Origin of the sequence: Citrobacter sp. FDAARGOS_156 (assembly GCF_001559235.2) — a bacterium.
Classification (GTDB): Bacteria; Pseudomonadota; Gammaproteobacteria; order Enterobacterales; family Enterobacteriaceae; genus Citrobacter; species Citrobacter youngae.
The window spans coordinates 675,852-699,334 of sequence record NZ_CP014030.2; the positions used below are offsets into that span (position 1 = coordinate 675,852).

23 protein-coding genes are annotated in these 23,483 nt (G+C 52.5%); 10 read left to right on the forward strand and 13 right to left on the reverse strand.

Translation table 11 applies throughout. The features are described 5' to 3' along the window. Window positions 1–57: 57 nt before the first annotated feature. The 3 genes from AL515_RS03280 to AL515_RS03290 are packed head-to-tail and all read right to left on the reverse strand — an operon-like array spanning window position 58 to window position 2,617. The gene (locus AL515_RS03280) at window positions 58–1,062 is read right to left on the reverse strand and encodes a carbohydrate kinase family protein (RefSeq protein WP_105242137.1); all 1,005 of its coding nucleotides are present in this window, start codon (window positions 1,060–1,062) and stop codon (window positions 58–60) included. Then, window positions 1,059–1,919, reverse strand: a complete 861-nt coding sequence (locus tag AL515_RS03285) for a ketose 1,6-bisphosphate aldolase (protein ID WP_061067036.1) — start codon at window positions 1,917–1,919, stop codon at window positions 1,059–1,061. The genes AL515_RS03280 and AL515_RS03285 overlap by 4 nt, the downstream gene beginning before the upstream one ends. Window positions 1,920–1,933: 14 nt before the next feature. Beyond that, complete coding sequence (locus tag AL515_RS03290) at window positions 1,934–2,617, reverse strand: D-lyxose/D-mannose isomerase (protein WP_061067037.1); 684 nt, start codon at window positions 2,615–2,617, stop codon at window positions 1,934–1,936. 551 nt (window positions 2,618–3,168) lie between these two features. Between AL515_RS03290 and AL515_RS03295 the strand changes: the two genes are divergently transcribed. Genes AL515_RS03295 through AL515_RS03320 form a run of 6 tightly spaced genes read left to right on the forward strand, consistent with a single transcriptional unit; the run spans window position 3,169 to window position 11,078 of the window. Continuing rightward, complete coding sequence (locus AL515_RS03295; protein WP_061067038.1) at window positions 3,169–5,709, forward strand: type VI secretion system Vgr family protein; 2,541 nt, start codon at window positions 3,169–3,171, stop codon at window positions 5,707–5,709. Beyond that, complete coding sequence (locus AL515_RS03300; RefSeq protein WP_105242138.1) at window positions 5,702–7,798, forward strand: T6SS effector phospholipase Tle3 domain-containing protein; 2,097 nt, start codon at window positions 5,702–5,704, stop codon at window positions 7,796–7,798. Before AL515_RS03295 ends, AL515_RS03300 begins: the two co-directional genes overlap by 8 nt. Before the next feature lie 9 nt (window positions 7,799–7,807). Further along, the gene (locus AL515_RS03305) at window positions 7,808–8,587 is read left to right on the forward strand and encodes a T6SS immunity protein Tli3 family protein (protein WP_003031795.1); all 780 of its coding nucleotides are present in this window, start codon (window positions 7,808–7,810) and stop codon (window positions 8,585–8,587) included. Between the two features lie 46 nt (window positions 8,588–8,633). Continuing rightward, window positions 8,634–9,413, forward strand: coding sequence for a T6SS immunity protein Tli3 family protein (locus AL515_RS03310; protein ID WP_061067039.1), 780 nt, complete (start codon window positions 8,634–8,636; stop codon window positions 9,411–9,413). 1 nt (window position 9,414) lies between these two features. Next, window positions 9,415–9,675 carry a PAAR domain-containing protein gene (locus tag AL515_RS03315; RefSeq protein ID WP_061067040.1) on the forward strand — a complete coding sequence of 87 codons (261 nt, stop codon included), beginning with the start codon at window positions 9,415–9,417 and terminating at the stop codon, window positions 9,673–9,675. Continuing rightward, window positions 9,672–11,078, forward strand: a complete 1,407-nt coding sequence (locus AL515_RS03320; protein WP_061067041.1) for a hypothetical protein — start codon at window positions 9,672–9,674, stop codon at window positions 11,076–11,078. Before AL515_RS03315 ends, AL515_RS03320 begins: the two co-directional genes overlap by 4 nt. Window positions 11,079–11,151: 73 nt before the next feature. Here the strand turns inward: AL515_RS03320 and AL515_RS03325 are convergent, their stop codons facing one another. The 3 genes from AL515_RS03325 to AL515_RS03335 all read right to left on the reverse strand — a co-directional run bounded on the left by AL515_RS03325 (window position 11,152) and on the right by AL515_RS03335 (window position 14,693). Next, the gene (locus tag AL515_RS03325; protein ID WP_003826688.1) at window positions 11,152–12,093 is read right to left on the reverse strand and encodes an ABC transporter substrate-binding protein; all 942 of its coding nucleotides are present in this window, start codon (window positions 12,091–12,093) and stop codon (window positions 11,152–11,154) included. A gap of 88 nt (window positions 12,094–12,181) precedes the next feature. Continuing rightward, window positions 12,182–13,177 carry an ABC transporter permease subunit gene (locus AL515_RS03330; RefSeq protein ID WP_005132548.1) on the reverse strand — a complete coding sequence of 332 codons (996 nt, stop codon included), beginning with the start codon at window positions 13,175–13,177 and terminating at the stop codon, window positions 12,182–12,184. Then, on the reverse strand, window positions 13,170–14,693 hold the full coding sequence (locus AL515_RS03335; protein ID WP_061067042.1) for a sugar ABC transporter ATP-binding protein: 1,524 nt from the start codon (window positions 14,691–14,693) through the stop codon (window positions 13,170–13,172). Before AL515_RS03335 ends, AL515_RS03330 begins: the two co-directional genes overlap by 8 nt. Window positions 14,694–14,807: 114 nt before the next feature. On the opposite strand from AL515_RS03335, the gene AL515_RS03345 reads away from it, so the two are divergent. The 4 genes from AL515_RS03345 to AL515_RS03360 all read left to right on the forward strand — a co-directional run bounded on the left by AL515_RS03345 (window position 14,808) and on the right by AL515_RS03360 (window position 18,297). Beyond that, entirely contained in the window at window positions 14,808–17,072 is a 2,265-nt protein-coding gene (locus tag AL515_RS03345; RefSeq protein WP_061067043.1) for a hybrid sensor histidine kinase/response regulator, read from the forward strand. Window positions 17,073–17,141: 69 nt separating this feature from the next. Beyond that, the gene (gene yjdP, locus AL515_RS03350; RefSeq protein ID WP_048213892.1) at window positions 17,142–17,471 is read left to right on the forward strand and encodes a DDRRRQL repeat protein YjdP; all 330 of its coding nucleotides are present in this window, start codon (window positions 17,142–17,144) and stop codon (window positions 17,469–17,471) included. A gap of 155 nt (window positions 17,472–17,626) precedes the next feature. Further along, complete coding sequence (locus AL515_RS03355; RefSeq protein ID WP_061067044.1) at window positions 17,627–17,929, forward strand: type II toxin-antitoxin system RelE/ParE family toxin; 303 nt, start codon at window positions 17,627–17,629, stop codon at window positions 17,927–17,929. A gap of 26 nt (window positions 17,930–17,955) precedes the next feature. After that, complete coding sequence (locus tag AL515_RS03360; RefSeq protein WP_061067045.1) at window positions 17,956–18,297, forward strand: HigA family addiction module antitoxin; 342 nt, start codon at window positions 17,956–17,958, stop codon at window positions 18,295–18,297. Between the two features lie 52 nt (window positions 18,298–18,349). Here the strand turns inward: AL515_RS03360 and phnP are convergent, their stop codons facing one another. The 7 genes from phnP to phnJ are packed head-to-tail and all read right to left on the reverse strand — an operon-like array spanning window position 18,350 to window position 23,464. Further along, window positions 18,350–19,108, reverse strand: a complete 759-nt coding sequence (gene phnP, locus AL515_RS03365; protein ID WP_061067046.1) for a phosphonate metabolism protein PhnP — start codon at window positions 19,106–19,108, stop codon at window positions 18,350–18,352. An 8-nt stretch (window positions 19,109–19,116) separates the two neighbouring features. Next, window positions 19,117–19,551: an aminoalkylphosphonate N-acetyltransferase gene (gene phnO / locus AL515_RS03370; protein WP_061067047.1), complete on the reverse strand. Its 435-nt coding sequence runs from the start codon at window positions 19,549–19,551 to the stop codon at window positions 19,117–19,119. Beyond that, window positions 19,538–20,092 (reverse strand): ribose 1,5-bisphosphokinase, encoded by a 555-nt coding sequence (gene phnN, locus AL515_RS03375; RefSeq protein WP_061067048.1) that lies wholly within the window; start codon window positions 20,090–20,092, stop codon window positions 19,538–19,540. The genes phnO and phnN overlap by 14 nt, the downstream gene beginning before the upstream one ends. A gap of 2 nt (window positions 20,093–20,094) precedes the next feature. Beyond that, complete coding sequence (phnM, locus tag AL515_RS03380) at window positions 20,095–21,231, reverse strand: alpha-D-ribose 1-methylphosphonate 5-triphosphate diphosphatase (protein WP_105242139.1); 1,137 nt, start codon at window positions 21,229–21,231, stop codon at window positions 20,095–20,097. Beyond that, window positions 21,228–21,908, reverse strand: a complete 681-nt coding sequence (phnL, locus tag AL515_RS03385; RefSeq protein ID WP_061067049.1) for a phosphonate C-P lyase system protein PhnL — start codon at window positions 21,906–21,908, stop codon at window positions 21,228–21,230. Before phnL ends, phnM begins: the two co-directional genes overlap by 4 nt. Window positions 21,909–21,917: 9 nt before the next feature. Beyond that, complete coding sequence (gene phnK, locus AL515_RS03390; protein WP_003844769.1) at window positions 21,918–22,676, reverse strand: phosphonate C-P lyase system protein PhnK; 759 nt, start codon at window positions 22,674–22,676, stop codon at window positions 21,918–21,920. Then, a complete protein-coding gene (phnJ, locus tag AL515_RS03395; protein WP_232034721.1) occupies window positions 22,673–23,464 on the reverse strand; it encodes an alpha-D-ribose 1-methylphosphonate 5-phosphate C-P-lyase PhnJ in 792 nt (263 codons plus the stop codon). The genes phnK and phnJ overlap by 4 nt, the downstream gene beginning before the upstream one ends. Window positions 23,465–23,483 lie beyond the last annotated feature (19 nt).

A 23,483-nucleotide genomic window follows, 5' to 3' on the forward strand; every position in this document is an offset into this window, starting at 1 on the left:
GCCTTATCCGGCCTACAAAAGCGATAACGACCTCGTAGGCCTGATAAGCGTAGCGCATCAGGCAACAGCCATTCCGGCTTTTAACTCTGCCAGCGTTTTCGCGCCGTCGATTGCATTGGCGCACAACAAACTGGCTCGCGCGCAGGCGTGTGCCAGCCGGATGCTCTCTTCCAGCGACCAGCGTTCATGACAGCCATACAAAAAACCGGCGCAAAACGCATCTCCCGCCCCGACGCTGCCGACGATCTCCTCCTGCGCCAGGTATTGTGACGGAACCCAAATGCCCGCCCGATCCGGCGCTTCCCCCCAGGCACCTTCCGGACAGTGAATAACCACCCGCTGGCGTACGCCTGCACCCAATAATTCGCGCGCGGCGGTAGCGATATGCGGGATATGCAGCTCGCCGTTGGGCTGGCGGATCTCCAGCCCGCTGAACTCTCCGGCTTCCAGCTCGTTAATCACCAGATAATCGAGATGGCGCAGGGCGGGCATCACCAGCGGCTGGTAGCGCGGGTCGCCCTTGCGTGAGACCAGATCCAGCGATGTTTCAAAGCCGTTGTCGCGCATTTGCGCCAGCAGCCGAGCGCTACGCGTGCCGTACTCTTCATCCGGCATGTCCAGGCTGTCGAGCAGCAGCAGATAGCCAAGATGGAAGATTTTCATCGAGGTATCCAGTTGCTCAAAAGCGGGCAGATCCAGCAGGCGATTTGCGCCGGGCGAATGAAAAAATGTGCGCTGACCGCTCGGGTCGGTCATCACCTGCGACATTGACGTAGGGGCTGATGTTGTGCGCTGAACATGCTGGCGATTAACGTGATACTGTTCCAGCATCGCCATGATGTAATCGCCATCGCTGTCCTTGCCAATTAAGCCCACCGCCTGCAGCGGCAATCCGGTGTGCATTTTTGCCAGTGTAAGCAGCACGTTCAGCGGCGCACCGCCCGTGGCGCGTTCGCTACGGGTGATTTCCGCCAACCAGCCGCGCTCCGGCCACTGCACAATCTGATGTACATGATCGACCAGCATGTTGCCTGCGGCGATAATGCCTTTACGTTCCATCAGATTTGCCCCGCGCTGCCAAAAATACGCATCTGTTCTGAAACGGTATCAGTAATGGCCTCTTCAATGCCGAGCAGCAGTTCGGCGAATTCGTCGTACAAGGGCTGACGATTCGCCATCCGCGTCTCCACTGCCGACAGCGCCGCCTGCGACATGCCCGTATAAAAGTTGATTTTGTGAATGCCAAGCTCGATTGCCCGACGGAAATCGTCGTCGCTGATGCCGGAACCGCCGTGCAGTACCAGCGGGATCGCCGCTTGCTGGCGAATGGCGTCCAGACGCGGGAAGTCGAGCACCGGTTCGCCTTTATATTTGCCGTGGGCATTGCCAATGGCGACCGCCAGCGCGTCAATACCGGTTCTGTCGACGAAATCACGCGCCATCATCGGGTCGGTGAATAGCGACTCGTCGGCATGACCGTACAGCGCGCCGCCCTCATCACCGCCCACTGCGCCCAGTTCAGCTTCCACAGACACGCCGACAGCGTGGCACATCTTCACCACTTCGCGGGTTTGACGGATATTTTCTTCATATTCCAGCGTGGATCCATCGAACATCACTGAGCTGAAACCTAAGCGTAACGCTCGCACCACCGACTCAAAGTGCAGGCCGTGGTCAAGATTCAGCACTACCGGAATGTCATGTCTGGCGGCTTCGAACTTGACCGCTTCGACCAGAGAATCCAGCGAGATATATTTAAAATGCACTTCGGCGATATTGATGATAAACGGCGAACGTTCCTGCTTTGCCGCGGCAAACAGCGCACGCAGGAAGTGTGAGTCCAGAACGTTAAATGCCCCTAAGGCATAGCGGTGCTCGCGGGCATGGGCAAGCCCATCGGCGAGAGATATCAACGGCATAATGCGCTCCTTGGTTAGCGGAACAGGCGATATTCGTTACACAGCACCAGCAGCGCCGGTTCGTCTTCTTCAATGTCGTTGTAGCGGGAAATCGGTTGCAGAAAATGGTTGTCGTGGTCGTCGTCATTAACAGAAGAGACCTCGCCAACCAGCACGTCGCCAAAACCTTTTTCCGCCCAGAAGCTGTGATACAGGCCCGGCGGCAGGCAGATGCTCTCACCCGGCGTCAGGCGTAGTTGGCTGCCCGCGGCATGGGTTTGTCGACAGCCGTCAATCACCACGCTAACGTCGCTGTCTTCCGTTTGCTCGCGGATCCCTGCATTCCACAGTTCGACAATCAGATTGCCGCCGCCGCGATTGATAATGTCTTCGCGTTTGCGCCAGTGAAAATGCATCGGCGTGACCTGCGCATCGCGAACATGCATGATTTTCTCGGCGTAGCATTTCTCGTAAGGCATGCCTTTCGGCGAACCATTACGCAGGGTGAACAGCGTTAATCCTTGCGCGGAAAAATTGTTGCCGCCGAACGCGGTGACATCCCAACCGAGCTTGAGGTCGAACACTTCGCTCCAGGCAGCGGCATCAAGCTTGCGCCATTGGGTCGGCGGGAAACTGGCAAAAGGGGGGAGATGCACGTCGTGCAGAGAGAAAAACTGGCGCGTGTGGCCAAGGATCTCGTTTATTGCGGAGCGTTTCATTGATTCTCCTGTGGCTGATAAGATGACCTTTATGCGGCCCTCTCGCAAAGGGAGAGGGAGAAAATCAAAAGCTTTCCCATGGATCAAATGGGATACCATCCGGTTACCTCTCCCTCACAGCAGAACAGGGAATCGTTATATTTTATTGTGTTTTTTTATGGGGTGGTGTGATTCATTCAATAAAATGATAAATGAAAAGAATATTTTTATAAATGTTATTGTAAATCATTGAGTTAATTTGTTCATTTTTTTAGTCACATCTCAGTTTTCTGGAACCATTTGGATGTGAATGCTGGATTGTTACCTCGCGATGAAAAAACGAATGCGGCGTTTTATAAATCTTTTTGTTAAAAAATTAATTTCATTGAATCTAAAATCGCGCCAGTTAATCGTTTATTTATATGCCAGGATTATATTACGTGTTTGACTAATAATAATTAATTCACTTTTCATATTTTTTTCAGTAAAAAATAACCTTTTTTAGTTATTATTGATATGCTGGCTGGACTTTATTTCTTATGTATTACTTTCTTTTGGTAAGGGATGCGATAATGAAAAAAGGTTCAGGGTTCTATAATCTGGAAGGTATAGTTTCAGAGGAGAGTATAAATAAGTATTTATTCTCCGTAAGGGGCGAGGGTAAGTTAGGGGTGCTTGATGTTGAAACAATTGAAGGTTATGAAAACTTAAGTAAACCATACAGTTATAAAATTACATTCACATCAAAACTAAAAAGCATCCCTCCTGATTTACTTCTAAATATTGAAGGCTCGCTGAAAATCAGAGCACCTAATCATAACTGGAATAAATATATTCAGGGTTCTGAGATGTGGCTATATGAACGACAAATTGAAGGCGTCATTACGTCATTTTCGCTTATTAGCACATCAGCGGATGAATCACTGTACGAAATCAGGCTGGAGCATAAGCTTGCATTACTCTCTCAACGCAAGCGATCGGCTATTTACCTGAACATAAATGTGCCGAATTTGGTCACGCAGCTCCTCAAAGAACATGCTTTTGCCGATTATGAAATCGACTTTGATAATCTTGTTTGTATGTATCCTAACCGGGAAATGATCGTCCAGTGGGAGGAATCAGATTTAGCGTTTATCAGCCGCATCCTGTCAGAAGTTGGGATCTGGTTCAGAATTGAAAATCATCATGCCGTTCCGCACATTATGGTGCTTATCTTCAGTGATTCACAAAGCCGGTACATCTTCGATCAAAAGATTATGCATGCATCTCATGCGGGTCTGACAGCAAATGATTACGCGATCGATAAGCTGGTATCAAAGCACAACGTTGTTTCCGCAGCCGTTAAAGCAAAGAACTTTGACTACCGGCTTGCCAATTCGCTAGTACTCAATGCTGATGCCGAGGAAGCTGAACAGACGTCGACGACGTATGGAATGGATTATCGTTATGCGGATATTCATCACCAGCCGGGATCGAAATTTGCGGAGGAACAACCGGGCGAATCAAGCTGGTTCTACGCCAAACTGCATCACGAAATTATTCTTAATAATCAGTCCGTTTTAAGCGGCGTGACCACCAGTCCGTCGATCGTGCCAGGTATGGTGCTTAACATCGACGGTACCATTCCGCAGGCGTTCACTTCGGGCTTTGTGGTAACGGCAATGCGAGTGACGGGCAGGCGTGATGCAGCCCTGCAATCCCAACTGTTCGGTATTCCTTACAATGAGCGCGTTTGCTTTCGACCGCAGCCATTACCCCGGCCACGTATCGCCGGTACTGTTCCCGCAATCGTTTCATCACCAATAGACAATGACCAATATGCCCACATCGATCTGCAGGGGCGCTATTGGGTGAAGTTTGATTTTGACCTCGACCAGCATAGGCAAGGCTATGAAAGTATGCCCGTTCGTCTGGCGCGAGTTTATGCCGGCGATACTTATGGTCATCACTTTCCACTCATTCAGGGTGCGGAGGTCGCCATTGCGTTTGAAGGTGGCGATCCGGAAAGACCTTTCATTGCTCATGCCCTGCATCATGCACCAAAGCCGGACCCCGTCACCAGCCGCAACAATACCCGCAACGTCATCCGCACTGCGGGTTTCAATAAGCTACGGATGGAAGACCGACGTGGGCAGGAACACGTCAAGCTGAGTACCGAGTACGCTAAAACCCAGCTAAACATGGGCCATCTTGTTGATGCGGGTGGTAAGCCGCGCGGTGAAGGCGCAGAACTGCGCACCGATGATCGGGCAGTTTTGAGGGCCGCAAAGGGAATATTGCTGACGACAGAGGCGCAGCCAAAAGCCCAGGGTCAGCAGCTCGACATGAACGCAGTCGTTCAACAGCTACAGGCTGCCCTTGTGCTGGCAACTTCTCTTCAGCAAAGCGCCCTGACGGCGCAAGCGTTAAACGTTGAAATGGATCAACAGCAGCAGCTTAACGCCGCGCTTCAACAGCTCACCCGCTCGGGGCTGGTGGCCTATGCCGATAAAGGTATGGCTCTGCTCACACCGGAAACCATGGCGCTGTCGGCAAACAAAGATCTGTCGCTGAACGCGGCCAATAACGGCAGTTTTAACGTTTTTAAGAAACTCTCCATGGCCGTCGGGCAGGGTTTATCGCTTTTCAGCAGAGCGATCGGAATCAAAATTATCGCCGCAAAAGATGATATTTCCGTCCAGGCGCAGCGTGGCGAAATGGGTCTGCTTTCTGATAAGCATTTTCATATTCAAAGTATGAACGGCAACGTAACCATCAGCGCCAAAAAGAATATTCAGTTGCTGTGTGGAGGGGGCGGTATTCGAATAAATGAAGATGGCTCAGTAAAAATATTCTCTCCCGCCAAAGTGCAGCTCAAAGGCACCACCCTTGACTGGAGCGGGCCGGAATCCGTTAAAGATAAATCCCCCGTTTTTCAGGAAGACCAGTTTCACCGCCGCATTAAATTACATGGTTATGGAAATACGGACGATGTTCTGAAAAAGACAAAATTCAGACTGACTAAGTCCTCCGGTGAAATCATTGAAGGTGTTACCGACGATGAAGGCATGACGCCGTTACTGGATATGACGGAAATGGATGAAATGAAAATGGAGATTTTGCCAAATGAGTAACAGTCCCTTTAATCCGCGAGTGGTGGCGACAGGTGTACAAGGCGTGCCTAAATCCACCGGCGGAAAAATGGCCGTCTGCGAAGTGGCGGTTAAAAATCCTATGCCCTGCATTGTGATCCTTGTTCATGGCGTCAACGATGTTGGCGAGGCGTATCAAAATCAGGAGCAGGGGATCATTGCTGGCCTGAATGAACGTATGGGCCGCACGGATATGTATCCGCATGAGTGGCATCAGTACAAAATGGATATGGGGGATGGCGAGCAGCAGCAGGTGAAAATGCCCGGGCGCAGCCCGGTGATCCCATTTTACTGGGGATATAAACCTGTTGACCATACAACGTATATTGACGATCAGCGGCGTTACCGCGATGAGCGGGCTAAATCAGGAGACGCCGCAAAGCTGCCTTATAACGCCTACCAGGAAGATGACAACGCAACGCTGGCAAAGTTAGGACACATTCCTCAAACCACGTTGAAATTTCAGAATGATAATTTCGGCAACGTGCTGGACGATGTGTACGCCAAAGGCGGGGGGACCTTTGCCAATGCGACAACCACTATTCCGGATATGCTAGGCCCTGGCTCCGGCGGCCCTGCGAACGCTACGGCAGGATTTGCTTCATTTCATCTGAATGGCGGGGATTTTACGCACCCTATTTATGATAACCCGCACCGAATTTATCAGTTTTTTGCCGCGCAGCGGCTGGCCGATTTAATCCTGATGATTCGAAGAGAACCGGCAACAAAATTCGATCCCATTAATATCATTGCGCACTCCCAGGGAACGATAATCACCATGCTGGCCAATATGCTGGTAAAAGCAGCAGGTGCCGATCCTGCCGATTGTGTGATACTTAACCATTCTCCCTATGCACTGGAAAAAACGGCTGCTGAAAGTGTCACACCTGGACATCACCAGACGGATCGCGCCCGACAGCAGACGTTCCGCAATTTCTGCCAGTTGATGGCGACCAACGCCAGATACGGCAAGGGGGAATATCACACGCAGGCCGAGATTGATGAATTAGAAGGCGCGCTGTGCCTGAGTAAAACCAATTCACAGTGGCGGCAGAATAAACTCTATACGCGTAATAACTTTGGCAAGGTATATAACTATTTTTGCCCCAATGACAGTGTGGTTTCATTACTTAACGTGCAGGGGTTGGGCTGGCGGGGAGTCCCCCATAACATTGCCAGCGGAATAGACAATCTGCGCCAGCGGGTTTTCTGTGAAAATGGTCCGGAAATAGGCGGCAGCCCGCTGAGCGTCCCTTTTGAAATGCCGGCGTTAGAAAAGGATTGTTTTGATCAGGATACGCTGGCAACCAGACAATATACGTTTGCGGATGTGGTTGTTAACGGCGAGCAGCTCCCCGTTACCTTCAGGCATCAGTTACAGGGCGCGGGAAGTCAGTATAAATATTCGATAGCGCCGGGTTCACCCGATCAGGACATCTCATTTTCTGCAAAAGCCACGGTTATTGCGCGCACTGAGACAGATTTCAAAAATCTCAGCGGCGCAGGTTTCGATTATTTACAGCCGGGCCAGGAATTAACGCCCACTGAACTTACGATGTTCGCCAAAAAATATGGCAAGCCTTATACCAAAGGCGTTGTTCTGGGCGGGGGATACAATAAGACCGTTCAGTTGATTTATGAAAAAACGCCGGATGAGCTGCAAAAAGAATGGATGCAATCAGAGCAGGTTGGTTACAGCCAGCATTCCTCTATTGTTATGTCGAAAGATGCCCCCGCGAAAGCGATGCCTTTCGATCTGGCGGTGGGAATATGCAGAGCATTTGATCACCGCTGCGGAGAATTCTGGACCGAGCTACTCCTGCGCGGGGACTGGCGTATGAAGCGTAACGGTCTTCAGGAAGCAGTTGAATATTATAAATCAGGAGAGCTAAACGACAGGAAAACAAAAATATATATGAATAAACCAGATGATATTTTACCGACAGGAACGTTTGGCGTGGTTAACGAATATTGCCATTCAACAACGGTTAAACCTGCCAGACATAATGAAATATATAATACCGAGACACCCAATCTGCAATGGGATATGCCCAAAATACTTAACGTTTAAGGATGAGTTATGATAATGGGAAATGTGGTAAGCGTAATCGTCGTAGCAATTTCACTATGTGTTATCTCTGGATGTACAAAAAAAACGCCCTCACAGGTTATTTATCGTTATGACGATAATCGTTATCTGGAGTTAAAAGGCTATTATTGTGAGGGAGCACTTTGGTATCACGATGGTAAAAAAAATATTCATAAAGAGATATATGATGGAGTATTTGCTTCCTTCAGGATATTCTCTGGGATATATATCCATCCATCGGATAAATACATCTTTATTCCTGAATGGGAACCCGGTGCATATACAATATCTAAAGACTATGGACAAACGTGGCAGGTCGCAACGTATATGTCCCCATCTCAGGGGCAAGAGAAAAATTCTGATGGGAATATGGTAGATAGACCTGAAGGAAAAGAAATAAAAAGAGTGGTGGTGGTTAATAATCAGGCATTTATTTCCACTGCACAAGGACATTTATATCTGAGCTCATACCCTTTTGACGACCCGCGCTTAAAGCCGGGTGGTCCGGGTATAGATTATCAATACTTTGATGACACGTATTATCTCTACAGACCAGGCAAGCATAAATCCAGTGGCGAGTATGTGAACGGCCATATGAGACCTGAATCGCCAGGTGCTGCCTGGGGAACGGTGGTGTTTATGAAAGCATCCCTGGCCCATTTAACGGAGGGATATAAGGCCAACTATCAAAACCTGCCGGACAAAGAACCAGAAGTGGTGGGCTATAAGGGCTGGACCCGGATGTACTGCGATATGGATGCAGGGAAATAATCTGCAATGGGATATGCCCAAACCGCTTAACGTTTAAGGATAAATTATGAATAAGGGAAGTGCGTTAAAAATAATGATCGGAACTATTTCGCTATGTGCTATCGCTGCCTGTACAAAAAGAACACCCTCACAGATTATTTATCGCTATGATGATAACCGATATCTGGAATTAAAAGGCTATAATTGTGAGGGAGCGCTTTGGTATCATGATATTACAAAAAATATCCATAAAGAGTTGATTGATGGCAGATTTGCTTCCTTCAGGATTTTCTCCGGAACCTATATTCACCCTTCCGATAGATATATATTCATTCCAAACTGGGAGCCAACGGCTTATCTGATCTCTAAAGACTACGGGCAAACATGGCAGGTGGTAACCTATATGGCCTCTTCCCGGGCGCTGGAGAGAAACTCCGATGGGGTTATGCGTGACTATCCTGAAGGAAAAGAAATAAAAAGAGTGGTGGTGGTCAATAACCAGGCGTTTATTACCACGGCGCAGAATCATTTATATATGAGTTCATACCCATTTGACGACCCGCGTTTAAAGCCGGGTGGTCCGGGTATAGATTATCAATACTTTGATGACACGTATTATCTCTACAGACCAGGCAAGCATAAGTCCAGTGGCGAGTATGTGAGCGCCCATATGAGGCCTGAATCTCCTGGGCGCGCCTGGGGAACGGTGGTGTTTATGAAAGCATCCTTAGCCCATTTAACGGAGGGTTATAAGGCTAACTATCAAAATCTGCCGGACAAAGAACCAGAAGTGGTGGGCTATAAAGGTTGGACCCGGATGCACTGCGACCTGAATGCGGGGAAATAATATGAAAGGTGTAATCAGACTAAATGACCCGCTGGAAAACGGTGGATATGTGAACAAAGCTTCTGGTAGCAAGTTTATGAGAATCCCTGTTGCTTTAATGGGGGATACTGTTTTTTGTATTGCGCATAAAGGGACCTTTCCCATACTTGATTTTGAACCAACCTGGACAATGGACGGTAGAGGCGTTGTTGTGGATGGGTGTAGGGCTGCATGCGGTTGTGCAATAAAAACCACACTGCCAACGGCGGGGATAAGCAAATGAATAAATGGAAGAGACCAAACAAGAATCCGTATCAGGAGCCAGAACAATTCCCGCTTAATATTGTGCTGATCATTAGCTGTGCTATATTTCTGTTTTTTATAACGTACAATATATTCAGCTGGTTGCAGGACAAGAAGGTTCCTGATGATCTGATATGGAATGCAATAGGTATCCCGTCGCTAATAGTGTTAGCAATCTGGTGTGTGGTGGTAATCATTTACGGTGTTATATATTTTCCATGTTACTATGCGGGTTATCTTGAGCTGTATGGTATGAATAGGTGGAAAAACTGGGCAATACGGGCATTGCCTCTTTTAGACTATTCATCCATTCTCCCGGTACCTGAACTGGCATTAAAAATTCAGAAACTAGAGGGTGAAGCGCCAGCAGGTTCTGCAACGCCGTTACGAATTGATATTGAAGTTGACTCAATGGATGACACCAGAGTTGATAAAGTGCTAAGGCAGTTGATAGAGCCCCTCAAAGATTCTCTTGTCAGGGATTATCGGCCTTTTAATACCTGGATGTATGTTAAGGGAGCGGATGACACTATCGGCAATAGTTTTAAGGCGGTACTGGCAAGTCTGGGCATCCCCAACGATAAGGTCGGAAAAATTAATATTCTTTACGAATGTCCTGATTATTTTTTAATAAATGATTGGGTTGATTTAAATATGTCTGAAAATAGCCTTGTTATTGCAGTTGAATTGCATAATGAAAATAATTATGATTTCTTCGAAAGTGCTAATGCTTTTATTTTCACCAGTACGAAACTGCTTGAAGATAAAGACACACCTTTATATTTATTACGCATGATGGACAGTACCCCTTACTATCTTGATGAAATCGTAAGTACATATCTTTCTGCACAGCAAGTGGATGTTAGTAAGATTAAAAAACTATGGTTCAACTCACTGGATAAGCAGTCAAAATTCGTATTGTTTAGTGGAATAGAAAACGCAAAAACGAGTATTCTGGCCGATAGTCGATATGAACTGGAGGCCGTCACTGGGCAAAGCACAGAGGTTCAGCGCTGGGTTGTATTGGCGTTGGCTGCGGATGCTGCAAAATATGGTCAAGGCCATCAGTTATTCGCCAGTACATCTGCAGACACTATTCAATCCGGCATAATAGCTGCTAAATATCCAGGATCTTGTCCGGCACTTGATAAGCTGGATTTCGATGATTATTGGAGAATAATAAAATTGTGCGCCATTATTTTATGGTGTATGGGATTTGTAAGTCTCGTACCACTGGAACTGTTCCAAAGTCACCCCTGGTATACGTTTACACCTTTAGTTATTGGTATTCCGGTTATTTACACGGCGGTTATGATTTTTTCTTTTATACTGAGTCATAATATAGAGGAGAAAATGGATATTTATTACTCTCAGTATTTATGAGATAAGCGCCCTGACGGGCGCTCTTGCTTCTTTGACTCTCTTTGTGGCAGGAGAGCATCAGTCGGTTCAGGATTTATTTAACCGTCCAACCCTTATAACTGCCGACGTTGTTTTTATCGATCATCGTCACTGGGATCAGCACGGGTTCTTTCGGGGCGGGTTTCCCCTGCAATATGTCATAGCCGATTTCAACCGCTTTGGCAGCCATCACCTGCGGATCTTGTGCCGGAGTCGCCACAAATAGTGAGTTTTCGCGCTTCAGCGCTTCTTCACCGTCTGGGGATCCATCTACGCCGACAATAAAGAATTCGCTACGCTGCGCCTGTTTTGCCGCCAGATCGGCACCGATCGCCGTGGGATCGTTAATGGCGAATACGCCATCGATCTTCGGATTGGCCGCCAGCAACGCGGTCATGATCTCCAGCCCGCCTTCGCGACTGCCTTTGGCGTTTTGGTTATGCGACAGCACCTTGATGTCCGGGTGGCGTTTAAATTCGGTCTGGCAGCCTTCCACACGGTTCTGGACGGCAGATACCGGCGGCCCGTTGATAATGACGACGTTGCCCTTGCCTTTCAGACGGTCGGTAATGTATTTACAGGCCATTTCACCTGCCTGAGTGTTATCGGAAGTAATAGTCGCGTCTGCGCCTTCCGCCGCCACGTCAACGGCAACCACCACGATCCCGGCGTCTTTCGCGCGTTTAACCGCCGGGCCGATGCCTTTGGAGTCGGCGGCGTTAAGGATAATCATGTCGACTTTGGCGGCAATAAAGTTGTCGATTTGCGACACCTGTTGCCCCAGATCGTAGCCGCTGGAAACCAGCGTCACTTTAACGCTATCACCTGCCAGTTTGCGTGCTTCCAGCTCCGCGCCTTTGGTAATTTGCACGAAGAACGGGTTGGCCAGATCGCCCACCGTAACGCCGATCGATTTCAGTTCTTTTGCCTGCACAAACGGAGCTGCAGCAAGCAGGGCGCCAGCACAGAGCGCGGTCACTAATGGCTTCAAACGCATACTCGTTTCCTCACGTAGGGTATTGTTGTTATACGCCTGATGGCGCTGCGCTTATCAGACCTACGCATGAGTAGGCCTGTAAGCTTGTCTATGCACTTTGATGGTGTCGGGTACGGTATTTGTCGATCAGCACCGCTATGATGATCACCGCCCCTTTGATCACCAATTGCCAGAAATAGGAGACGCCCATCAGCGTCATGCCGTTATTGAGCGTGGCGATAATCAGCGCCCCCACCAGCGTGCCAGTAATGGTGCCGATCCCGCCAACAAAGCTGGTGCCGCCGAGGATCACCGCTGCGATGGCGTCCAGTTCGTAACCCATGCCTAAGTTGCCGTTGGCGCTGTATAACCGCGAGGCGCTCATCACCCCGCCAAGACCCGAGAGCAAACCACTCATGCCGTAGACGAACAGCAGCACCAGCCACACTTTGATCCCGGTTAGGCGCGCGGCCTGCATATTGCCGCCAACCGCATAGATATGAACGCCGAGTGTGGTGCGCCTAAGAATGAACCAGCACACCACCACCACCGCCAGCGCAATCACTACCAGCCACGGAACCGGACCGAGATAGTTGTTGCCGATCCACTCAAAGCTGATGTTGGAGTTAATCACCGTGGTGCCATCGGCCAACAGATAGGCCGCGCCGCGCAGCGCGGTATAGGTTCCAAGCGTGACGATAAACGGCGGCAGCCCGGCAAAAGCGACCAGCGCCCCGTTAAACAACCCCAGTACCATGCCGAGCATTAGCGCCGCCGGAATAGATAGCATGGCAAACTCAGGAATAAGAGAAACGACCATGGCCGCAACGGCAGTGGTGCCGAGAATGGAGCCAACCGAAAGATCGATACCGCCGGTTAAAATAATGAAGGTCATGCCAGCGGCCAGCACGATGTTGATCGACGCCTGGCGTGTAATATTCAGCAGGTTGCTCTCAGTAAAAAAGTTTGGCGCGATAAAGCCAAACACCGCCACTATCAGGATGAGAATCGGTAAGATACCGACCGTTTGCATCAGATCGCTCATCAGCATTTTTTTTGCGGAGGCGGATTTCGCCACCTGCTGGGGAGTGGTTGGATTATTCATGGGGCACCGCCTGATGATGGGAGTCGTTCACGCCGGTTGCCAGCGTCATAATGTTTTCCTGGGTAATGCTTTTCCCGTCCAGCTCGCCGGCAATGCTGCCTTCGCGCATGACGTACACGCGATCGCTCATCCCGACCACTTCCGGTAGTTCGCTGGAGATCATTAGGATCGCCACGCCTTTGCGCGCCATATCGTTCATGATCCGGTAGATCTCGCTTTTGGCGCCGACGTCCACGCCGCGCGTGGGTTCATCGAGGATCAAAATGCGTGGGCCGATCGCCACCCAGCGCGAAATCAGCAGCTTTTGCTGGTTGCCGCCGGACAAGCCGCCTGCGCGGACCTGTGCATGCGGCACGCGGATGTTGAGCAATTTGATGGCGTCATCGGAAATCGCCTGCGCCTTTTTGCGATCGAGCATGCCCCAGGTGGCGTCGCGCTCCAGCGTCGCCATGGTGATGTTCTCTGCCGCTGCCAGCTCTAAAAATAATCCCTGCTCTTTGCGGTTTTCCGTCAGAAAGCCAATGCCGTGGTCAATTGCTTCGCGTGGGGAGTGGATCACCACCGGTTCTCCGTCCACTTCAATCATGCCGCCGATGGCTTTACGCACGCCAAAAATCAGCTGCGCCAGTTCAGAACGCCCGGCGCCGACTAAGCCCGCAAGGCCGACAATCTCACCGGAGCGCACCAGTAAGCTGCACGGCTGGACTTTATTGCCGTCGGTCAGGTGGTGGACGTTAAGGCGCGCTTTACCCAAAGGAATATCGCGCTCTTTGTTGAACAGATCGCTTAACGGACGGCCCACCATCATGCGCACCAGCTCCGGGGCGTTGAGTTTGTCGCGAGTCAGGCTGCCGACGTATTGCCCGTCGCGCAGGACGCTGACGCGATCGGAGAGTTCGTACACTTCCGCCATGCGGTGGCTGATGTAGATAATCGCCATCCCCTCATCGCGCAGGCGCATGATCAGTTCAAACAGGCGGTGGGTTTCACGTGAGGAGAGGGCGGCGGTGGGTTCATCCATCACCAGAATGCGGCTGTTACGGTGCAGGGCGCGGGCGATTTCTACCTGCTGCTGTTCGGCGATGGTCAGCGTCATTACCCGGTCGCTGGCCTTAAACTGGGCGCCGAGTCGGTCGATAACCTTCTGTGACTGCATGATCATCTCTTTACGCTGGACCAGACCGCCGCGCGACAGCTCGCTGCCAAGAAAGATATTTTCCGCTACCGTCAGGTTTGGCGCGAGCTGCATCTCCTGGTAAATCAGCGTGATGCCTGCGCTCAGCGCATCCTTTGGCCCACGAATGTGAAACGGCTGACCGTCAATCAGGATCTCCCCGCTGGTGGCGGTATAGGCGCCCGCGAGGATCTTCATCAGGGTGCTTTTCCCCGCACCGTTCTCGCCCATCAGGGCATGAATCTCGCCCGGCCAGACCGTTAAGTCGACCCCTTTCAGCGCGTAAAATTTGCCAAACGCTTTGGCAATGTTGCGCATCTCCAGAACCGGTGTCCTGCTCATGGCGGATCTCCTGTGGGGTGGCCGATATCAGCAGTCCATCACAGGAATGTAAATGCAAAATGTCAGAAGCCGTTCATATTTGTCATATTGCGATTTTTCTTCACGGAGCGTGATATGCCGCAACCGGGACGTCACTTTTTCGCCAGTGCGCGTGGACGATTACTGTTCTTTAATCTGCTGGTGGTGGCGGTCACGTTGATGGTGAGCGGTGTGGCGGTGCTGGGATTTCAGCATGCCAGCCAGATCCAGGAGCAGGTGCAGCAGCAAACCGTTGACGATATGACCGGCAGCATGAATCTGGCGCGTGATACGGCAAACGTCGCGACAGCGGCGGTGCGGCTGTCGCAGGTAGTCGGGGCGCTGGAATACAAAGGGGAAGCGGAGCGGCTGCAGGAGACGCAGCGGGCGCTGAAGCAGTCGCTTGAACAACTGGCTACCGCGCCGCTGGCGCAGCAGGAGCCGGTGCTGGTCGAGCGAATTATCCAGCGCAGCCAGGAGCTACAAAGCAGCGTGGAAGGTATGTTGCAGCGCGGTCAGCGGCGGCACCTGGAACGTAACGCGCTGCTCAGTTCGCTGTATCAGAATCAAAGTTATTTGCGTCACCTGCAAAAGCTGACCGGCGCGCAGGATGACGTGCTGCTGGGACAAATAGACCGCTTAATTGTGGCTGCCATTGAAACCCCCACGCCGCGTTCGGTGATCAAACAACTGGACGAGGTGATGCCCGCGCTGCCTCTGCAAACCAGCAACCTCCTGATTAGCAACATCCTCAACGATTTCAACCAGGAACTGCATAAGCTGGAGCCGCTTTCGTCGGCACTGGAACAAAGCGATCTGGCGATCAGCTGGTATATGTTCCACATCAAAGCGTTGGTGGCGATCCTCAACAGTGATATCAACCAGTATGTCTCGCAGGTGGCGATTATCTCCGAACAGCGGGTGGCGCAAAGTCATCGGGAACTGCAATCCGGCGCGTTGTTTATTTTGGCGTTTGCGCTGCTGGCGGTGGTGATCACCGGTTTTGCCGGGTGGTATATCTACCGCAATCTCGGTTCCAACCTGACAGCCATTTCGCGGGCGATGACCCGGCTGGCGCATGGGGAATCAGACGTCAGCGTCCCGGCCCTGCAACGGCGCGATGAGCTGGGCGAGCTGGCGCGTGCCTTTAGCGTCTTTGCCCGCAATACGGCGTCGCTCGAACACACCACCCGGCTGCTGAAAGAAAAAACCAGCCAGATGGAAATCGATCGCACCGAGCGTCAGGGACTGGAGGAAGCGCTGCTGCACAGTCAGAAACTGAAGGCGGTAGGACAGCTGACGGGCGGATTAGCGCATGATTTTAATAACCTGCTGGCGGTGATTATCGGCAGTCTGGATCTGGTGGATCCGGATTCTCCCGACGCGCCACGGGTCAATCGGGCGCTTAAAGCGGCTGAACGTGGTGCGCTGTTGACCCAGCGGCTGCTGGCTTTTTCGCGCAAACAGTCTTTGCATCCGCACGCGGTAGAGCTGAAAACGCTGCTGGAGAATCTGGGAGAGTTGATGCGTCATTCGCTACCCGCCACGCTGACGCTGGAAATTGAAGCCCAGTCTCCGGCCTGGCCCGCGTGGATTGACGTCAGCCAACTGGAAAACGCCATTATCAATCTGGTGATGAACGCCCGTGACGCCATGGACGGGCAGACGGGCACGATTAAAATCCGTACCTGGAATCAGCGGGTTACGCGCAGCGATGGGCGTAAGCAGGACATGGTGATGCTGGAGGTAGCCGACCAGGGAAGTGGGATGTCGCAGGAAGTGAAAGCGCAGGTCTTCGAGCCATTTTTCACCACCAAACAGACCGGCAGCGGCAGCGGTCTGGGATTATCGATGGTGTACGGCTTTGTGCGTCAATCCGGTGGTCGGGTGGAGATTGAAAGCGCCCCCGGGCAGGGAACCACGGTCCGGTTACAGCTTCCCCGTGCCGTTGTGCCGGTACAGATTCAGGCAGAACCGATAGCGGAACATGCGGCGAACAGCGGTGAAAAGCTGGTACTGGTGCTCGAAGATGAGGCCGACGTGCGCCAGACGTTGTGTGAACAGTTGCATCTGCTGGGCTATCTGACGCTGGAGGCCGCCAACGGCGAGCAGGCGCTGCATATGCTGGCGGCTTCCTCCGAGATTGATATTTTTATCAGCGACTTAATGCTGCCTGGAGGGTTAAGTGGGGTGGATGTCGTCAACCATGCGCTGAAGCACTACCCCCAGCTAACCATTCTGCTGATTAGCGGTCAGGATTTACGTCCGGCGCATAACCCGGCGCTGCCGGATGTGGCGCTATTGCGTAAACCGTTTACCCGAGGAGAACTGGCGCAGGCGCTGCGACTCGCACGTAATTGAGATTCCTCCGCTACCCGCGCAAATACGCTTTGATTACCGTGGGGTGTGTTTCTTGATGAGGCGGGTTTGATGCAACGCTCCCTGACATTCTTTCTTTTCAGTCTGCTAATGGTGACCACCGTTTCGGCGCAGGCCGATATTATCGATGAAGCCATCGGCAATATTCAGCAGGCGATTAACGACGCATACAAACCCGATAACGGGCGGGATTACGACGACGCCCGCGACAATGGCTGGGAACGCCAGATGAGTGACGATCGGCGCAGGCAGTATGATGACAGGCGACGCCAGTTTGAAGACCGACGTCGACAACTGGATGACCGTCAGCGCCAGCTTGATCAAGAACGGCGTCAGTTAGAAGACGAAGAACGCAGAATGGAAGAAGATTACGATCGTTAACTGTAACTATCTAAATGTAAGAATATTTTATCCCCTGTAAGGGATTTAGCTGTCAGCTCAACATCTCGCCATTTTATGTCAATACACGCACTTGAGCACAGTGCATGTATGCATTATAATCTCTCTATGCTTATGGAAAAGGAGCCGGCAATGGAATGTCTAAATCATTAAATATCAGGAGCTTTCGGGATACATGGCTTGAAGATTTTTTTGAGCGGGCGACATCGCACAGAAAAATACCAGCGGATATTCATACTGCATTAGCCAGAAAGCTGGATATCATTAATGCGGCTGTTTCGCATCGGGATTTGCGCTCGCCATCCGGTAACAGATATGAAGAGTTAACCGGAAAATTACAGGAATATTCTTCAATCAGAGTAAACAAGCAGTTCCGATTAATATTTAAATGGGTTAACGGTAAGGCCGAAGATGTGTACTTAGATCCACACATCTACTAGAACTAGAGAAAATCTAAGGTAACGATATGAAACAGGCAACCAGAAAACCAACGACTGTGGGTGATATCCTGCAATATGAATACCTGGAGCCGCTCGAACTGAAAATTAACGATCTGGCTGAAATACTGCATGTTCATCGCAATACGGTGAGCGCACTGGTCAACAATAATCGCAAATTAACAACGGATATGGCGTTTCGTTTGGCCAAAGCGTTCGATACTTCCGTTGATTTCTGGCGTAACTTACAGGCGGCGGTTGACCTGTGGGAAGTTGAAAATGACATGCGGGCGCAAGAAGAACTGAACCGCATTGTTTCGGTTAAAGATTTTATCGCTCAGCGAAATAGAGAGTCTAAAAAAGTCGCCTGACTATCGTCTTGTCGGCCGGATAAGATGTTTTCATCGCATCCGGCAAATTTCCTTACTCCAGCATAATCTCCATTCCGTCATATCCTGCCTCAAACCCTGCGGGAAGCTGGTTTTCCATCATCCACAGGTCGAACTGATGGCTGATATGCGTCAGGATCACCCGTGGACAGCGGATAACGTCGTTCAACGCGATAACGGTATTTAAATCACAGTGATTGCGCGGTGGCTCGCTACGCGGGGCGTGGCTGCAGTCGATGATAATCACCTGCGGTTGGTTATTGTGCAGAAACTTCAGCGTTTTGTCGGGCAGTCCGGCGGTATCAGAGAGCCACGCCACGCGGCTGTGCGCGGTCTCCAGCAGATAGCCAAACGTCAGCTTAGAGTGGTTGAGCGGTAAAGGGGTCACCTGCAATCCCTGTAAATCGAACACCACAAACGGCGCGACGGTCTGGCTAAAATCAAGAATGCCGGGATGCTTAAACAGATCGTCGCAGCCCTGTTCATCCGGTGGGCCGTACACCGGGATCGTTTTTCCCACCCCCCAGCGCAGCGGAAACAGTCCCTGTACATGATCCATATGGTAATGAGTGAGCAGGAACTGCTGGAAACTGCCTGCCGGCCAGTCGTCCATCAGATGCGGGATCCCTGCATCCAGCAGCGTCACCGCGTCGTTGAATTTGACCACGCCACTGCAGGGGCGTCGACGATATTGCGCCTGTAAGCGTGCTCGTTGGCAGGCCGCACAGTCGCAGCCAAATGCGGGGACCAGCTGCGCGCCGCCCGTTCCCGTCAGCGTAATGGTCAGACTCATGGCTCCCCCTACAACGGTTTGGTGAAGCGAAAATGGCTCATGGTATAGCCTTCGCGCTGGTAAAAACGGTGCGCGTCAAGACGCTGCGTGCTGGTGGAAAGCTCGGTCATTTCCGCCCCCGCTTCGCGCGCAGTGGCTTCGGCCCAGGCCAGCAGCTGGCTGCCAACGCTTAGCCCTCGTGCCTGTGGCATCACTACCAGTTCCTGAATCTCACCAATCCAGTTAGCGTGGTGCAGATGAAACTGCAAATGCAGGCCGATCAATCCGATGACCTGTCCGTCGAGCAGCGCCAGCTGGTAGTGCATATTTGGATCCTGCAGATTAGCGGCGTAACCAGCGCTAAAAGCCTGCAGGTCAAATTGACCCTGCTTCAACTCGCAGATGAGCGCGTAAACCGCATCGGTATCGTAGAGCGTGGCGCGGCGTAATTCACAGACAGACATGTTTCTTCTCCTTGCGTCCCATCAGTGCGAGCAGTGTATCGACAGACTGTAGCAAACTACCATCGTTATTCAGGACGTGGCAGTCATACGGGGCGTAGCGGGCTGCGCGTTCAAGACGGGCGGCGATTTCCGTTTCGCTCTCCCGCCCACGAGCCTGCAGGCGCTGGCGGAGAATTGCCGGAGAAACCTGTAAGCAAATGGGAAGCAAAGAAGCGCCATAACGGGCCTGCGCCTGGGGCAGATGCGCACGCGAGCCGTTGACCACCACATCAAAACCAGCGTGCAGCCAGAGGTCTATCTCCACGCCGACGCCATAGTACAAACCGTTGGCATGCCAGCTCAGCGCCAGCAGGTTCTGCCCGGCGCGGGTAAAAAACTCTGGTTCGCTTAGCGCAATATGATTTTCATTCCCGGCGTTGGCGGCGCGGGTGATGTAACGATGTGCCACCAGTAGTTGTGCAGGTTCCTGCTGGCGAAGTTCTGCCAGCAGACTGTCCTTACCGGAGCCGGATGGTCCCATCAGCCAGATCAGTTTACCCATAGTCAGAATACCCTTTTGCCCTGACGCCAGACGTGGTCGATATGGATGTTGCCGCCTTTGCGGTGTGCCAGCACCAGATCCGCGCGTTTCCCTTCGGCAATAACGCCGCGATCGTCAAGATTTAATGCCCGCGCCGGATTGCGGGTCACCAGACGAATAGCCTGCGGCAGCGTAAAGCGGTTAGCGTCGTCATCCGCTACGCGAAATGCCGCATCGAGCAGGCTGGCGGGGTAGTAGTCGGAGGAGAGAATATCCAGCAGCCCCAGCTCAGCCAGCCTATGTGCCGCCACGTTGCCGGAGTGAGAACCGCCGCGCACGATGTTAGGTGCGCCCATCAGCACGTTCATGCCATGCTGGCGTGAGGCATCGGCGGCTTCGAAAGTTGTGGGAAATTCGGCGATCACGCTGCCAAGTTGATGCGATTCAAGGACATGATCGTGGGTGGCGTCATCATGGCTCGCCAGCGCAATCTGGCGATCACGGCACATCTGGGCAATCGCCGTGCGGTTGGGCTGTGACCAACGCGCAGCCAGCGCTAACTGTTCTTCTTCATAACGGGCCATCTGCTCGTCGGTGAGCGAATACTTGCCCTGATAATACTCGCGGTACTTCTCTCGATTGGCAAACTGACGCTGGCCGGGGGAATGGTCCATCAGCGACACCAGCGTCACCGGCTCACGACCGACCAGTTTTTCAAACAGCGGCAGGGTAGTGTGATGCGGCAGCTCGCAGCGCAGATGCAGACGGTGCTCGGCGCGATTGACCCCACGCTTTTGCGTCTCTTCCACCGCGTTGATCATCTTCTCCAGATTTTCCAGACGGTCACCACCGTCGCGCACATCGCCAATCGCCACTGCGTCCAGCACGGTGGTAATGCCGCTGGCGACCATTAGCGCGTCGTGGCTGCTCATTGCCGAGTGGGCAGGCCAGTCTACCTTCGGGCGCGGGGTAAAAAATTTGTCGAGATTGTCGGTATGCAGCTCGATAAGCCCTGGCAGCAGCCAGCCGCCTTCGCCGTCCAGCGCCTCAGGTAGGCTGCTCGGACTTTCAGCAAAGGCGCGGATAATCCCGCCCTCGATTTCCAGCGATCCTTGCACCACGTCATCTTCCAGTACCAGCTTTACATTATTGATAATCATGCTGTTGTTCCCATCAGATGCAGACGATCCGCTACGCGGTCGCGCACGGTTTGATCGTGAAAAATGCCGACAATTGCCGCGCCGCGCGCTTTCGCTTCTTCAATCAATGCGACGACTGCGGCGCTATTTTTGGCGTCCAGCGAGGCGGTGGGTTCATCGAGCAGCAAAATTGGGTAATCGACGATAAACCCGCGGGCGATGTTGACGCGCTGTTGTTCGCCACCGGAAAAGGTCGACGGCGCGAGATGCCACAGTCGTTCTGGTACGTTCAGGCGGGTAAGAAGATTGGCCGCTTTGGCGGCGCACGCCTCACGGGGGACGCCCAGATCCAGCAGCGGTTGCATCACCACATCCAGCGCGGAAACCCTTGGGATCACGCGCAGAAACTGGCTTACCCAACCGATGGTTGAACGGCGAACTTCCAGCACTTTGCGCGCCGGAGCCTGCACCAGATCCACCCATTCATCGCTGTGAAGAATGTGGATGTGTCCTTCATCCGGCAGGTAGTTGGCGTACAGCGAGCGCAGCAGCGTGGATTTTCCGCTGCCGGAGTGACCGTGCAGCACCACGCATTCGCCGCTTTTCACTTCCAGAGTGGCGTTTTGCAGCACCGGCAGACGCACGCCGTTTTGCTGATGCAGCACAAAAGTTTTACTGACGTTTTCAACGCGGATCATTTGAGCCTCTTAGTTCTGCAAAACGGACGACACCAGCAACTGGGTGTACGGATGGTGCGGGTCGTCGAGCACGCGGTCGGTTAACCCACTTTCCACCACCTGACCCTGTTTCATCACCAGCAAACGGTCTGCCAGCAGACGCGCCACACCCAGATCGTGGGTGACAATCACCACCGCCAGATCCAGTTCCACCACCAGGCCGCGCAGCAGGTCCAGCAGTTTGGCCTGTACCGAAACGTCCAGCCCGCCGGTGGGTTCGTCCATAAACACCAGTTTGGGATGGGTGACGAGGTTGCGGGCGATCTGCAGGCGCTGCTGCATACCGCCGGAAAAGGTGGTTGGCAGGTCGTCGATACGCGAGGCAGGGATCTCCACCTCCTCCAGCCAGCGCTGCGCGGTGGCGCGGATGTCGCCGTAGTGACGCGCGCCGGTGGCCATCAGGCGTTCGCCGATATTGCCGCCGGCGGAGACCTGACGGCGCAGGCCATCCAGCGGATGCTGATGCACTACGCCCCATTCGGTGCGCAGCAGACGGCGACGGTCGGCCTCGTTCATGCCGTACAGCGAACGGTTCTGATATAAGATCTCACCGCTCTGCGGCGTCAGCCGTGAAGAGATCGATTTCAGCAGCGTGGTTTTGCCAGAACCGGACTCGCCGACGATACCCAGCACTTCGCCAGGCCACAGGTCAAAAGAGACATCGCTGAAGCCTTTGCCCGGCGCGTAGAGATGGGTCAGGTTATTGACTGAAAGCAGCGGTTGCGTCATTGGCTGAGGGCCTCGCTCTGTTGGCGGCAGTAGTCGGTGTCGGAGCAGACAAACATGCGTTTGCCGGTGTCATCGAGCACCACTTCATCAAGATAGCTGTGGGTTGAGCCGCAGATGGCACAAGGCTCATCCCAGCTCTGCACGGTAAACGGGTGATCGTCGAAATCGAGGCTTTCCACGCGGGTGTAAGGTGGCACGGCATAGATGCGCTTTTCGCGGCCTGCGCCAAACAGTTGCAGGGCCGGCATCATGTCCATCTTCGGGTTGTCGAATTTCGGGATTGGCGACGGGTCCATGACGTAGCGGTCGTTGACCTTTACCGGGTAGGCGTAAGTGGTGGCGATATGACCGAAGCGGGCGATATCTTCATACAGTTTCACCTGCATGATGCCGTACTCTTCCAGCGCGTGCATGGTGCGGGTTTCCGTTTCGCGCGGTTCGATAAAGCGCAGCGGCTCGGGGATCGGTACCTGGAAGATGATTATCTGATCTTCTGTTAGCGGCGTTTCCGGGATGCGGTGGCGGGTCTGGATCAGCGTTGCATCTTCCGTACGCTCAGTGGTATTCACTCCGGTCACACGTTTGAAGAAATTACGAATCGATACGGCGTTGGTGGTGTCGTCCGCACCCTGGTCAATCACCTTCAGCACGTCCGGCTCGCCAATCACGCTGGCGGTAAGTTGAATGCCGCCGGTTCCCCATCCGTAGGGCATCGGCATTTCTCGTCCGCCAAACGGTACCTGGTAACCGGGGATCGCTACCGCTTTCAGAATTGCGCGGCGGATCATGCGTTTGGTCTGCTCATCA

Coding starts and splice junctions, on each gene's coding strand:
- AL515_RS03360 (WP_061067045.1), top strand. CDS start 17,956: ATGAAACAGGCAACCAGAAAACCAACGACTGTGGGTGATATCCTGCAA.
- AL515_RS03300 (WP_105242138.1), top strand. CDS start 5,702: ATGAGTAACAGTCCCTTTAATCCGCGAGTGGTGGCGACAGGTGTACAA.
- phnM (WP_105242139.1), bottom strand. CDS start 21,231: ATGATTATCAATAATGTAAAGCTGGTACTGGAAGATGACGTGGTGCAA.
- AL515_RS03355 (WP_061067044.1), top strand. CDS start 17,627: ATGTCTAAATCATTAAATATCAGGAGCTTTCGGGATACATGGCTTGAA.
- AL515_RS03295 (WP_061067038.1), top strand. CDS start 3,169: ATGAAAAAAGGTTCAGGGTTCTATAATCTGGAAGGTATAGTTTCAGAG.
- AL515_RS03345 (WP_061067043.1), top strand. CDS start 14,808: ATGCCGCAACCGGGACGTCACTTTTTCGCCAGTGCGCGTGGACGATTA.
- phnJ (WP_232034721.1), bottom strand. CDS start 23,464: ATGATCCGCCGCGCAATTCTGAAAGCGGTAGCGATCCCCGGTTACCAG.
- phnK (WP_003844769.1), bottom strand. CDS start 22,676: ATGACGCAACCGCTGCTTTCAGTCAATAACCTGACCCATCTCTACGCG.
- phnP (WP_061067046.1), bottom strand. CDS start 19,108: ATGAGTCTGACCATTACGCTGACGGGAACGGGCGGCGCGCAGCTGGTC.
- AL515_RS03305 (WP_003031795.1), top strand. CDS start 7,808: ATGATAATGGGAAATGTGGTAAGCGTAATCGTCGTAGCAATTTCACTA.
- AL515_RS03315 (WP_061067040.1), top strand. CDS start 9,415: ATGAAAGGTGTAATCAGACTAAATGACCCGCTGGAAAACGGTGGATAT.
- yjdP (WP_048213892.1), top strand. CDS start 17,142: ATGCAACGCTCCCTGACATTCTTTCTTTTCAGTCTGCTAATGGTGACC.
- AL515_RS03330 (WP_005132548.1), bottom strand. CDS start 13,177: ATGAATAATCCAACCACTCCCCAGCAGGTGGCGAAATCCGCCTCCGCA.
- AL515_RS03285 (WP_061067036.1), bottom strand. CDS start 1,919: ATGCCGTTGATATCTCTCGCCGATGGGCTTGCCCATGCCCGCGAGCAC.
- AL515_RS03335 (WP_061067042.1), bottom strand. CDS start 14,693: ATGAGCAGGACACCGGTTCTGGAGATGCGCAACATTGCCAAAGCGTTT.
- AL515_RS03290 (WP_061067037.1), bottom strand. CDS start 2,617: ATGAAACGCTCCGCAATAAACGAGATCCTTGGCCACACGCGCCAGTTT.
- AL515_RS03310 (WP_061067039.1), top strand. CDS start 8,634: ATGAATAAGGGAAGTGCGTTAAAAATAATGATCGGAACTATTTCGCTA.
- phnL (WP_061067049.1), bottom strand. CDS start 21,908: ATGATCCGCGTTGAAAACGTCAGTAAAACTTTTGTGCTGCATCAGCAA.
- phnN (WP_061067048.1), bottom strand. CDS start 20,092: ATGGGTAAACTGATCTGGCTGATGGGACCATCCGGCTCCGGTAAGGAC.
- AL515_RS03320 (WP_061067041.1), top strand. CDS start 9,672: ATGAATAAATGGAAGAGACCAAACAAGAATCCGTATCAGGAGCCAGAA.
- AL515_RS03325 (WP_003826688.1), bottom strand. CDS start 12,093: ATGCGTTTGAAGCCATTAGTGACCGCGCTCTGTGCTGGCGCCCTGCTT.
- phnO (WP_061067047.1), bottom strand. CDS start 19,551: ATGTCTGTCTGTGAATTACGCCGCGCCACGCTCTACGATACCGATGCG.